Origin of the sequence: Sphingomonas naphthae, from assembly GCF_028607085.1 — a bacterium.
GTDB classification, from domain to species: domain Bacteria; phylum Pseudomonadota; class Alphaproteobacteria; order Sphingomonadales; family Sphingomonadaceae; genus Sphingomonas_Q; species Sphingomonas_Q naphthae.
Map to the genome: position 1 here is coordinate 1,062,576 of NZ_CP117411.1, position 12,271 is coordinate 1,074,846.

The 12,271-nt window shown below is 68.2% G+C and carries 11 protein-coding genes; 5 read left to right on the forward strand and 6 right to left on the reverse strand.

Features of this window, described 5'->3' with window-relative positions:
• Positions 1-168: 168 nt before the first annotated feature.
• From PQ455_RS05035 to PQ455_RS05045, 3 genes are read left to right on the forward strand one after another with little or no spacing between them, the layout of a single operon-like run.
• Positions 169-2,622, forward strand: a complete 2,454-nt coding sequence (locus PQ455_RS05035) for a beta strand repeat-containing protein (protein WP_273689767.1) — start codon at positions 169-171, stop codon at positions 2,620-2,622.
• A 2-nt stretch (positions 2,623-2,624) separates the two neighbouring features.
• A complete protein-coding gene (locus tag PQ455_RS05040; RefSeq protein ID WP_273689769.1) occupies positions 2,625-3,110 on the forward strand; it encodes a TadE/TadG family type IV pilus assembly protein in 486 nt (161 codons plus the stop codon).
• A complete protein-coding gene (locus tag PQ455_RS05045; RefSeq protein ID WP_273689771.1) occupies positions 3,107-3,508 on the forward strand; it encodes a TadE/TadG family type IV pilus assembly protein in 402 nt (133 codons plus the stop codon). Before PQ455_RS05040 ends, PQ455_RS05045 begins: the two co-directional genes overlap by 4 nt.
• A 111-nt stretch (positions 3,509-3,619) precedes the next feature.
• Here PQ455_RS05045 and cysK read toward each other — a convergent pair whose 3' ends face one another.
• The 4 genes from cysK to PQ455_RS05065 form a co-directional block, all read right to left on the reverse strand.
• Complete coding sequence (gene cysK / locus PQ455_RS05050; RefSeq protein ID WP_273689773.1) at positions 3,620-4,534, reverse strand: cysteine synthase A; 915 nt, start codon at positions 4,532-4,534, stop codon at positions 3,620-3,622.
• Positions 4,531-5,829: an MFS transporter gene (locus PQ455_RS05055; RefSeq protein WP_273689774.1), complete on the reverse strand. Its 1,299-nt coding sequence runs from the start codon at positions 5,827-5,829 to the stop codon at positions 4,531-4,533. The genes cysK and PQ455_RS05055 overlap by 4 nt, the downstream gene beginning before the upstream one ends.
• A 112-nt stretch (positions 5,830-5,941) precedes the next feature.
• Complete coding sequence (gene nudC / locus PQ455_RS05060; RefSeq protein WP_273689775.1) at positions 5,942-6,814, reverse strand: NAD(+) diphosphatase; 873 nt, start codon at positions 6,812-6,814, stop codon at positions 5,942-5,944.
• A gap of 48 nt (positions 6,815-6,862) precedes the next feature.
• A complete protein-coding gene (locus PQ455_RS05065; protein ID WP_273689776.1) occupies positions 6,863-7,744 on the reverse strand; it encodes an N-formylglutamate amidohydrolase in 882 nt (293 codons plus the stop codon).
• A 114-nt stretch (positions 7,745-7,858) separates the two neighbouring features.
• Between PQ455_RS05065 and cpdR the strand changes: the two genes are divergently transcribed.
• Positions 7,859-8,233, forward strand: a complete 375-nt coding sequence (gene cpdR / locus PQ455_RS05070) for a cell cycle two-component system response regulator CpdR (RefSeq protein ID WP_273689777.1) — start codon at positions 7,859-7,861, stop codon at positions 8,231-8,233.
• A gap of 17 nt (positions 8,234-8,250) precedes the next feature.
• The gene (locus PQ455_RS05075) at positions 8,251-9,252 is read left to right on the forward strand and encodes a cation diffusion facilitator family transporter (protein WP_273689779.1); all 1,002 of its coding nucleotides are present in this window, start codon (positions 8,251-8,253) and stop codon (positions 9,250-9,252) included.
• 15 nt (positions 9,253-9,267) lie between these two features.
• On the opposite strand, the gene PQ455_RS05080 is transcribed toward PQ455_RS05075, so the two are convergent.
• Both PQ455_RS05080 and PQ455_RS05085 read right to left on the reverse strand, forming a co-directional pair.
• The gene (locus PQ455_RS05080) at positions 9,268-10,170 is read right to left on the reverse strand and encodes a histone deacetylase family protein (RefSeq protein ID WP_273689781.1); all 903 of its coding nucleotides are present in this window, start codon (positions 10,168-10,170) and stop codon (positions 9,268-9,270) included.
• Positions 10,171-10,996: 826 nt separating this feature from the next.
• Positions 10,997-12,058 carry a 2,5-dihydroxypyridine 5,6-dioxygenase NicX family protein gene (locus PQ455_RS05085; RefSeq protein ID WP_273689783.1) on the reverse strand — a complete coding sequence of 354 codons (1,062 nt, stop codon included), beginning with the start codon at positions 12,056-12,058 and terminating at the stop codon, positions 10,997-10,999.
• Positions 12,059-12,271: the final 213 nt, after the last annotated feature.

The following is a 12,271-nucleotide window of genomic DNA, read 5'->3' on the forward strand; positions in this document are numbered from 1 at the left end:
GGACGTGCGACTGGACGCAGCGTTTGGGGCACGTCCTTCGACTTCGCTCAGGACGAACGGACGGGATAAGAGCGCCCCGGCTCGGTAAACATCCATTAACCATCCATTTTAGAAGTACCTTAGCCGCGCCCGCCTAAGCCCGATCGGATTGGGACGGGTGGGCGAAACGTGCGGCGATTCTGGCGACTGAAGCGGGACGAGACAGGGAGCATCGCCATCATGGCGGCGATGGCGCTGTCGGCCGTGCTCGGCATGTCCGCCTTCGCGGTCGAGGGCACGCAGGGCTATGTCGCCAAGGTGCGCAACCAGCGGGTCGCCGATCTGGCGGCGCTGGGTGCGGCGATCGCCTATAAGGCGAGCCCGTCCGACGCCATCCTGATCGCATCGGCCCAGTCGATCGCGGCCGCCAACGGGCTGACCTCCACGCAGGTCACGGCCGTCAAGGCGACCGACCCCAGCGGCAAGCCCGCGATCCAGGTGACCGTCTCGACCGACGTGCCGCTCGATCTGGCCAAGGCGATCACGTCGAAGCTCAGCTACACCGTGACCAACACGGCGATGGCCTCGCTCAACGCCAACACCACGCCCGCCTGCATCGTCGCGCTGTCGGGCGGAACCACCTATGGCGTCAGCGTCACCGGCGGCACCTCGCTCAGCCTCGGCGGCTGTGCGCTGGCGACCAATTCGGGCGTGAGCGCCACGTCGGGCACGAGCATCACCGCCGGATCGGTGGTGGCGGGCAAGAGCATCTATGACCAGCCGACCACCTGGAACGGCACCCCCGCGATCACCACCAACCCGACGCCCAACCAGATCCAGGCCAACAAGGCGAACGCGGCGCTCGATACCTATGGCAGCGACGCGCGCCTTGTCGCCGCCTTCGCCAAGCTGGGGCAGATCACCGCCACCGTCACCGCGCCCGTGGCGCCGCTTTCGCCGACCGGCCCGGCCGCGCTGGCGAACCCCTCCACGCCCACCGGGGTCGATTGGGATTTCAGCTACAGCCCCAACGCCACCGTCGCCGCCTATCGCGACAGCCAATATGGCAGCAGCTACACGGTGCCCGCCGGCAATTATACGATCGCCAGGCTGATCGTGCAGGGCGGCATCAGCGTGAAGTTCATCGGCGGTGCGGGCAAGACGATCACGATCAGCAACGGCATCCAGAACGGCGGGTCGTCGCTGATCTTCGGGCCGGGCGACTTCCGCATCAACGGCGCGATCAGCAGCAACAACGCCCCGCTCACCTTCGGCGACGGCAGCTACCAGATCGGCGACGGCGCGCTGAACCTTGGCAACACGATCACCTTCGGCAATGGCGACATGAGCTGGAACGGATCGCTGTCGCTGGGCAACGGCACGTTCAAGCTGGGCACCGGCGCGCACCGCTTCACGGGTCTCTCGATCGGCAACGGCGTCAATTTCCAGATGGGGGCGGGGGCCTTCTCCGTCTCCGGGCCGCTCAGCCTGGCCGGCACGATCACGCTGCCCGCCGGCAATATCGCGATCGGCAAGGATGCCTCGGGCAACAGCCTGACGGTCAACGGCAACGTCACTTTCGGGGACGGCAATCTCGATGTGCTGGGCGGGCTCGTCGTGTCGGGCACGATGACCAAGGGCACCGGCTATCTGCGGACGGGGGCGGTCTCGAACGGGGTCGGCATCAACGTGACCGGCACGCTCAACGCCAACACCGGCGACATCGACACGACCGGCAGCCTCAGCGTCTCGGGCTCGGGCACGATGAACAAGACGAGCGGCTATCTGCGCACCGGCAAGCTCTCCAACGGCACCGGCATAGACGTGTCATCGACCCTGAACGCCGGCAGTGGCAATATCGACACCAGCGGATCGGTGTCGATCGGCGGGGCGATCAACTCGACATCGGGCAGCTTCACCACCGCCGGCAACCTCACCGTGGGCGGCAGCAAGCGGCTGATCCTTGGGCCGGGCAATTTCACCGTCGCCGGCAAGGTGACGACCAGCGGCGGCTCGGTCGTGACGACGGGCGCCGGCACGCAGACGATCGGCGGCGTATCGGGCGTGGCGCTGGATATCGCCGGCGGCACGATCACCTTCGGCGACGGGGCGTTCAGCGCCAACGGATCGGTCAGCACGACGAGTGGCGGGGTCGTCAACTTCGGCGTATCGGCCAACCACCAGATCAACGGATCGCTCAGCATCACCGCCAACGCCAGCTTCGGGGCGGGCGCCTATACGATCAACGGCAATCTAGCGGGCACGGCCAGCGGCACGCTGACGGGCACGGGCGTCACCTTCATCCTTGCCGGCAATCTCACGATGAGCGGCGGATCGCGGATGAACTTCACCGCGCCGACCAGCGATGCGGGCGGCGGCATCACCGATGTGGTGATCGCCACCAAGTCGGCCTCGGCGACGCTCATCAACCAGGGCGCGCAGAACACGCTGACCGGCATGTTCTACGCCCCCAATTCGGCGGTCACGCTGGATGGCGGCGCCAATTTTTCAGCACCTTCGGGGAAATGCCTCATGATGGTCGTCAGCACGCTCACCCTGAACGGCGGCACGAGCAGCGGCACCGCGTGCACCAGCCTGACGGGCGGCTCGACCGGCTCGGGCGGCGTGGCGCTGGTGCTGTGAGGATGCGGCGGCTCCTCTCCAGCGAGCGCGGCACCGCGACGATCGAGTTCGCGCTGGTGTCGCTGTTCTTCTTCGGCCTCGTCGTCGTCGCGCTCGATTTCGGCGCCTATGTGCAGCAGAAACTGCGGCTGGGCGCGGCGGTCGAGCAGGGATCGATCATGGCGTTCAACACGCGCGACAGCGTGGTGCCGGCGAACGTGAGCAACTACATCTCCGCCGCCGCCCGCACGGCGACCGCACCGACGACCGCGATCACCTGCAATCAGGGGCAGGCCTGCACCAACACCGGCCGCACCTGCGCCTGCTACAATGCCGCCAGCAAGGCCTTCACGGCGGCGGCGAGCTGTTCGGCGACCTGCACCGACGGGGCTCTGGCGGGCTATTACATGACGATCACCTCGACCACGCCCTATCAGGCGATGATCGTGCCCGATGCGCTGCTTTCCGGCCGCAACCTCGTCCAGACTGCCGTGGTGCGACTGCAATGAAGATATGGCGCGAGCAGCGCGGGGCGACGGCGGTGGAATTCGCCTTCGTCGCGCCCATCTTCCTGATGTTCCTATTGCTGTTGCTGGAAGGCGCGCGGATGATGTGGACGCAGGGCGCCTTGCAGGAGGCGGCGGCTTCGGCGGCGCGGTGCAGCGCGGTCAAATCGTCGAGCTGCAACAGCGACGCGCTGGTGAAGAGCTATGCGGTGGCGCGCGCCGCCAATTCGCAGATCACCATCGCCGCCACGACGGTGACGATCGACAATGCCGTCACCTGCGGCACGCTCGGCAACATGCAGAAAGTGACGATCACCGCGCCCTGGTCGTCGGCGGCGACGAACCTGCTGCCCGGCGCGCCGAGCCAGTTGAGCGTCTACAGCTGCTTTCCGAACGCCTGAGCCGCCGACAAAAACCTTCGTGCTCCTGCGAAGGCAGGAGCCCAGGGTTACAGAGCGCGGCGCCCGCCGCCCTGGGCTCCTGCCTTCGCAGGAGCACGCCAGTGAGCTGGGCTATTCCGGCAGAAAATCCGGCACCGAAAGATACCGCTCGCCGGTATCGTAATTGAAGCCCAGCACCCGCGATCCGGGGAAGTCCTTCAGCTTCGCCGCGATCGCCGCCAGCGTCGCGCCCGAGGAGATGCCGACCAGCATTCCCTCCTCGCGCGCCGCGCGCCGGGCGTAGTCCTTCGCGTCGGCGGGATCGACCTGCGCCACGCCGTCGAGCAGATCGGTGTGGAGGTTGGCGGGGATGAAGCCCGCGCCGATGCCCTGGATCGGGTGGGGGGCCGGCTGGCCGCCCGAGATCACCGGCGACAGCGTCGGCTCCACCGCGAACACCTTCAGGTTGGGCCACACCTTCTTCAGCGCCTGCGCGACGCCCGTGATGTGGCCGCCGGTGCCGACGCCCGTGACCAGCACGTCGATCGGCGCGTCGGCGAAGTCCTTCAGGATTTCCTGGGCGGTGGTGCGGACGTGCACGTCGATGTTGGCGGGGTTCTCGAACTGCTGCGGCATCCACGCGCCGGGCGTCTCCGCGACGATCTCGGCGGCGCGCTCGATCGCGCCCTTCATGCCCTTCTCGCGCGGGGTCAGGTCGAAGCTGGCGCCATAGGCCAGCATCAGCCGGCGCCGCTCGATCGACATGCTCTCGGGCATCACGAGGATCAGTCTGTAGCCCTTCACCGCCGCCACCAGCGCCAGGCCGATGCCGGTGTTGCCCGATGTCGGCTCGACGATCGTGCCGCCGGGGGCGAGCTGGCCGCTGGCCTCGGCCGCCTCGATCATGGCGAGCGCGATACGGTCCTTGATCGAGCCGCCGGGATTGGATCGCTCGGACTTGATCCACACTTCGGCGTCGCCGAACAGGCGCTGGACGCGGATGTGCGGCGTGTTGCCGATCGTTTCGAGGATGGTGTTCGCCTTCATGTGCGGATCTCCTGTCCGGGAACCTCTTCCATAGTCTCGGGCACCTCCGGCGGATCGAAGGTGCGGGCGCGGCGCAGTTCGGGGAAGATGCGCGACCACAAGAGGGTAACGCCGATCGCGGCGACCCCGCCCGCCACCACGGCCGCGACCGGGCCGAGCAGTGCCGCCATCGCGCCGGATTCCGCCTCGCCCAGTTCGTTCGATCCCGAGATGAACAGGCCGGAGACGGCGCCGACCCGCCCACGCATCGAATCCGGCGTGTGCAACTGGATCAGCGACTGGCGGACATAGACCGAGACCATGTCGGCGGCGCCCAGCAGCGCCAGCGCGCCGAGCGACAGCGGCAGCCAAGTCGACAGGCCGAAGATCACCGTCGAGAGGCCGAACACGCACACCGCCGCCAGCATCTTCACGCCGACATCGTTCTTGAGCGGGCGGAACGAGAACCAGATGGCGATCAGCGCGGATCCGATCGCCGGCGCGCCGCGCAGATGCCCCAGCCCCTCGGCGCCGACATGCAGCACGTCGCGCGCGTAGATCGGCAGCATCGCGGTCGCCCCGCCGAACAGCACGGCGAACAGATCGAGCGAGATCGCGCCAAGCACCAGCCGGTTGCGGCGGACATAATGCAGCCCCTCGATCATCTGCTTCACCGGATGGACGGTGCGATCGAGCACGGCGCGCGGCACCGGGCCGATCATGCTGAGCATCAGCACCGACGACAGGCACAGCACCATCGAGACGGTGTAGGGCACCCAATGGTCGATCGCGTAGAGATAGCCGCCCATCGCCGGGCCGATGATGGCGCCCGTCTGCCACGCGACCGAGCTGACCGCGATCGCCTGCGGCAGCACGGGCAGCGGCACCAGATTGGGGGCGAGCGCCGAATAGGCCGGGCCGGCGAAGGCGCGCGCGACGCCCAGCAGCGCGGCCACGAAGAACATCCACGGCAAGGTCGCGGTGTCGTGCCAGCTGTGCCACGCCAGGATCGCGGCGCACAGCGCCTCCAGCGAGACGGTGAGGCGGACGATGATCCGCCGGTCGATCCGGTCCGCCGTCCAGCCGGTGATGAGCGTCAGGGCGGCGAGCGGCACGAACTGGATGAGGCCGACGAGGCCGAGCTGGAACGCCGCGTCGCGCACGTCCATCGCGCCCTTCAGCGGATCGCGCGCGATATCGTAGACCTGCCAACCGATCACCACGACCATCGAATTCTGCGCGAGCATCGTCGAGAAGCGGGACAGCAGGTAGAAACGGAAATCGCGGAAGGCGAACGGCGAGGGGGAAGTGGCCATGCGCAGTCGTTAGGCTTTGTTCCCCCGCCGCCGCAACGACAGAAACGCTAGGGGCGGGGATGGGCGCGCTTTGAGGGCGTTTTTATTTGCAACCCGTTCGAGAGGCGTGGGTCTAGGCGCCCGCCACCCACCGCCGGAACAGGGTGTTGGCGATGGCATAGGGCGGCGGGGCGATGAACGGCGCGTCGGGTGCGCCATCGAGCGCAGCGCGGACGTCGGCGCGGGTGACCCACATGGCGGCCTCCAGCTCGGTCGTGTCGAGCGTGATGGCCTCGTTCTCGGCCGCGGCGATGCAGGCGATCATCAGCGAGGAGGCGAAGGGCCAGGGCTGGCTGGCGACATAGCGCACCGCGCCGGTCGGCACGCCGGCTTCCTCGTGCAGCTCGCGCCGCACCGCCTCCTCGATCGACTCGCCGACTTCGACGAAGCCCGCCAGCGCGGAATAGCGCCCCTTGGGAAAAGCCGGCTGGCGGCCGACCAGCACCCGCGCATCCTCGCCCTCGCCGATCTCGGCCAGCATGATGACGACCGGGTCGGTGCGGGGGAAATGTTCGGTGCGGCAGGCGTCGCAGCGGCGGCCCCAGCCGGCGCGGAACGGCGCGGTCGGCTGGCCGCAGTTCGCGCAATGATGGTGGCGCGCGTGCCAGTCGGCGAGACTGCGCGCGGCGGCATAGGTGGCGGCATCCTCGGGCACGAGCCGGTCGAGGATCGGGAACAGCGTCGCGGTGCGGCGCGCGGCCGGCGCGGGCGAGGGGATGGCGACGAAGCAGGGCGCGCCATCGACGAAGCCGAGGAAGGCGGTGTCGTCTTGCCCCGGCATCGCCGCCCAACCGAGGCGGCCGGCATCGGTGGCGACGGGCTCGTAGGCGGCGAGGTCCAGCAGCCGCGCGCCGGGATCGGCGGCGAGCGCGGCGATGGCGGCGGGGTCACTGCGGATCGCATCGGCACGATCGAGGGTGGAGCCGGTGAAGCCGGGCGGTGTCATGCGAGGATCCTAGCGATTTGCAACGCGCTGGGGGAGCCCATTAAATCGCTACTCAGCCGCCTCCGCCAGCCGCCCCGGCAACGTCTCCACCAGCGCCACCCCGATCGCCCGCATCAGCCGCGACACCATCGCCACCCCCGCCGGATCGGGCGTCCGCATGTCGGGCAGCAGGTAGAGCGACCGGCACATCTCGATCTGCACCGCATGCACCCCATCCTCCGGCCGCCCATGCCGGTCGAGCGTATAGCCCCCCGCATAAGGCTGGTTGAGCGCCACCGGCAGGCCCGCCGCCGTCACCGCATCCTGCGCCGCCGCCGCCAGTTCCGCCGCGCAGCTCCGGCCGTGGCGGGTGCCGATCACCACCTTCGCGCCGCCCTCCGGCAGCGGCGGCATCGAATGGCAATCGAGCAGCACCGCCTGCCCCCATGCCGCCCGCATCCGCGCCAGTTGCGCCGTGATCGCCTCGTGGAAGGGCCGGTGGACCCGCTCCACCAGCGCCGCCACCTCCGCGCCGCCCAGCCGGTGCCGCCACAGATCGCCCTCCCGCGCCAGCCGGCGGGGGATGAGGCCGAGCCCCGAGCGCATCCGAAAGGAGGGCGTCGCCGGCCAGGGCAGGGGGCCGTCGATCATCTGTGGGTCGAGATCGCGCACGTCGCGGTTGAGGTCGATCGCCGCGCGCGCCACGTCCGCCACGATCGCGGTCGCGCCCTCCGCCACCAGCCCGCCGATCAGCGCGTCGGCATGACGATCCTCCAGCGTTTCGAGCGCGTGGCGCGTCACCCGTGCGCGCGCCATCACGGCGGCGGGATAGGTCTGGCCGGCGTGCGGCACCGCGACGAGCAGCGGCAGGGCCGGCCCGCCCGGCGCGATCGTCCTGAAGGTTGCGTCCTGTCCCGTCATCGAAGCGCCATGATAGCGGGCCTCGGCCACATGGGCACCCCGGCGCTAACCATCCAAAGCTGGAAATTTTTAACAAGCGCAGGCATAGTGGCTCGGGTCGCGCGGCCTTTCCGGTCGAAGGGCCGGGCCGATCAGAGGATAGTCATGATTCGCATCCTGCTTGCCGAGGACGATTCGTCGATGCGCGAATATCTCGCGCGGGCGCTCGAAAAGACCGGCTACAAGGTGACGGCGGTCGATCGCGGGACCGAGGCGCTGCCCCTGCTGGAGCGCGAGACGTTCGATCTGCTCCTCACCGATATCGTCATGCCCGAACTGGACGGCATCGAGCTGGCGCAGCGCGCCGCCGTGCTGGCGCCCGACATGCGCGTGATGTTCATCACCGGTTTCGCGGCGGTGACGCTCAAGAGCGGCGCGGTGCCGAAGGACGCGAAACTGCTGTCCAAGCCCTTTCACCTGCGCGATCTGGTGCTGGAGGTCGATCGCATGTTCGAGGTCGGCACCGCCACCGAGCTCTGATCGACGGACCGGCGGTTTTGGGTAACGCGCACGGCCACGATCACGCGGGCCATTCTCACGCCGATCACGACCATTCGGGTCACGGCCATTCGGGCCACGACCATAAGGCGCATGGTCACGCCGGCCATTCGCACGGCCACCACGGCCATTCCCACGCCCCGTCCAGCTTCGGCCGCGCCTTCGCCATCGGCATCGCGCTCAACACGGGCTTCGTCGTGGCCGAGGGGCTGGCCGGTGTCTGGGCGGGCTCGATCGCGCTCATGGCCGATGCCGGACACAATCTGTCCGACGTGCTGGGGCTCATCCTCGCCTGGGTCGGCCATTCGCTGTCGTCGCGCCCCGCCTCGCCGCGCTTCACCTACGGCCTGCGCTCCTCCTCGATCCTGGCGGCGCTCGGCAATGCCGTGTTGCTCATCCTGGCGAGCGGCGCGATCGCGTGGGAGGCGGTGCGGCGGCTGATCGAGGACGGCGCGCAGCCGATGGGCGGCGTCGTGATGGCCACCGCCGCGATCGGCGTGATCGTCAATCTGGCGACGGCGATGCTGTTCCACCGGGGCCAGCACGACCTCAACATCCGCGGCGCCTATCTCCACATGGCGGCCGACGCGGGCGTCTCGGCCGGGGTGGTGATCGCCGGGCTGATCGTCGCGAAGACCGGCTGGCTGTGGATCGATCCCGTCACCAGCCTCGTCATCGTCGCGGTGATCCTCCTGTCGACCTGGGGGCTGCTGCGGGATTCGCTGGCGCTCTCGCTCCATGGCGTGCCGCGCGGCGTCGATCTCAAGGCGGTCGCCGCCCGCCTCGGCGGTCTGCCCGGCGTCGCCCATGTCCACCACATCCACATCTGGCCCACCAGCACGACCGAAACGGCGCTGACGGCGCATCTGGTGATGCCGGCGGGCGCGACGGATGCCTTCCTGTCAGACACCGCCGGAATGCTCGAACAGGATTTCACCATCGGCCACGCCACCCTCCAGGTGGAACGCGGCGGGGACTGCGCGCACGCGGATTGCGAATAGCGGCGGAACGGCGGTTCAGTCGGCGCCATACGCCTCGGCCAGCGCCAGCATCGACCGCACGTGCCGCCGCGCCACCGCCATCCGGTCCTCGCCATAGCCCCCGCCGAGCGTGCTCGCGACCGGCACGCCCGCCATGCGCGCCATCCGCGCGACATAGCGATCGCGCGCGTCCAGCCCCGCGTCGCTCAGCGCCAGCCGGCCGAGCCGGTCTTCGACATGCGGGTCCACGCCCGCCTGATAGAGGATCAGGTCGGGCTGGAAATCCGCCATCACCGGCGGCAGCACCTCGCCCAACAGCGCCAGATAGGCCGCGTCGCCGATCCCGTCCGGTAGCGGCACGTCCTGCGTCGAACGGGCCTTGCGCGCGGGAAAGTTGCGTTCGGCGTGGAGCGACAGCGTATAGATATCCTCGCGCCCGGCAGTCAGCATCGCCGTGCCGTCGCCCTGATGCACGTCGAGGTCGAGGATCAGGATGCGGGCCGCATCGCCCTCCGCGATCAGCCGGTGGGCGGCGATGGCGAGATCGTTGAACACGCAATAGCCGGCACCCGTATCGGCCAGCGCATGGTGGCTGCCGCCCGCCGCATTGGCGGCGTGGCCATGGTCAAGCGCCAGCTTCGCCGCGAGCCAGGTGCCGCCCGGCGACAGCTGCGATCGGCGCGCCACCCGCTCGGTCACGGGAAAGCCGATCCGCCGCTCCTTGATGGCCGGCACCGAAAGGCTCAGCACCTCCTCGACATAGGCCGGATCATGCACTGCCTCGATCCAGTTACGGGGCATGAGCGCGGGCGCATGCTGGGTGAAGGCGGCGCCGGTCTCGCCCAGCGCCTCCATCACCAGTCCATATTTGTCGAACGCGAAGCGGCTGCCCGGCGCGGCGGGCGAGACGTAGCCGGGGTGGTGGACGACGTGGAGCATGGGGAGGGATGTAGGGATGCGCACGAGAGTTCGCGACTGCCGCCGCCATCACGGGACTGCGATGAAGAAATATCTTGACAAATAGGAACAAATAGAAAACATGTGCGGCTGTCGAATCGCCAAAGGCCAAGGCGTGCAGACGAGCATCCGGCGCGGGGCGACCCGCACCGGAACGACCGGCGCGAAGTCATCCGGTTCACCATGACGAAGCTTCGCGACAGGTCCGGCGAACATTTCAGGCGGCCCAGCCAAACCGGCCAGTAGCTCTTCGGGGCGAAAACCCAAGGGGCCACCGTCACCGGACCACCCCCAGCGCGGGCCTGCGGCGGCCTGCAAAAATGCTGTAAAAGTCCGCCCGGATGCCCGTGGCAGGACGCGCCGGTCGAAACGCTTCTTCCCGATTTCCGTCTGAATACCGCCAGCAAATCCTATTTTTCATCACGCGCACGCTCCCCCCCCCCCGGTTGTGCTCCGGCGGAGGCCGGAGCCCAGGGTTACAAAGCACACCCCAAGCCACCCTGGGCTCCGGCCTTCGCCAGAGCACAACCGCAGCCGCTGACTAACCATGGCGATAACAGACCGGTGAAACCGAAATCCTCCCCTGCGAGGGGAGGTGGCAGCCCGCAGGGCTGACGGAGGGGTATTGCCCTATCGAGAGCGGGTCACCCCTCCACCATGCTTCGCATGGTCCCGCTTCCCTTGCAGGGTAGGATCTTGCCCACCAATCAAACCCGCATCGGCATCGGCATCGGCATTGCTCGACCAGCACAAAAAAAGGCCGGCGCCTCACCGCACCGGCCCTTCCTTCACCGCTTCAGGGAAAGCGTCACCGCCCCGGAACGCGCATCTCCTCCGGCACGATCACGCCGCGATCCACGATCGTCTGGTTGTCGAGGAACAGGCTGCAGTTCCGGAGCGGCAGATCGATGTGGCAGGCGGTGTCGTTGGTGCCGCCCACCTCGGTGTTCGGCCCCAGAGAGAACAATACGTTGCCATAGAAGGACAGGCCGTTGACCCCCAGTTCCGGCGCGCCGCGCATCGCGGGGGATTTGGCGTTGCGGGTGGTGGCCAGATGGTGCCAGGCGGCCTTCTCGTTCAGGCCCCAGCCGATGTGCGACACGGCATAGGCGCGCGGATCGTTGAAGCTCTGCATATAGCCTTCGAGCAGCGCCTTATCGAGCCCGTCGCCCTCGATGTGGGTGACGTAACCCTTCTCGATCGTCAGCTTCACGGCGCTCGTGAAATAATCGTTGAACACCATCGAGATATCGCCCGGCGCGATCACCACCGTGCCGTCCACGCCATCGTCGTCGCCGCTCGTCAGCAGGAAGCCCGAGGGCCAGTGATCCCAGCGGCCGGGCGTGTCGGTATAGCCATATTCGGTCAGCACCGGATATTTGGTGAGCTTGTAGGTCACGTCGGTGCCCGCGTCGGACGTGACGCGCAACTCCTTCGCGCGGGTTAGCAGATCGCCGGCATGTTCCACCCGGCGGCGCAGATCGGGGCTGGGGGCGAGCTGCTTCAGCACATGCAGCGGCTCGATCACCATCAGCATCCGCGTGCCCGAGGCAAGGATCTCGTTCTGCTCGTGGCTGAACAGCAGGCCGATCAGGTCGATCACCAGATCGGCCTTCTTCATCATGTCGACGACGGCGGTGTTGCCCTCCAGCGGCCCCTTGCCGACCGTGTCGAAGCGGCCGGTGGTGCGCAGCGGCAGGTTCATGTGGAACGCCTCGCCGCCCAGCATCCGCGCGGCCGTCAGCGTGGCCTGCGCGTAATCGGCGCGGATCTCGCCTTCGGACAGCACGCCGACCAGCACGCCCGGCTTCACGCCGCACAATTCCAGTTCGGCCTGGAAGGTGTTCACCATGTCGATATCGATGGGCATCGGGGCGTCTCCGCATGATCGGACGGGTGCGATGCCGCCTGTCCGCACCGCTCTGACGGGCAGGATAGGCATGGGTAGGCGGCAGTCTCAATGGTTCGGCGGCCACCGCGCGCACTTATCAAAGATGTGATGTGAAGGGGCGGGCAGGGCGGAAAACCGCACTTTTCACATGCTTGATTTCGTGGGCGCCGCGCCGCCCCGCGCTTGACCATG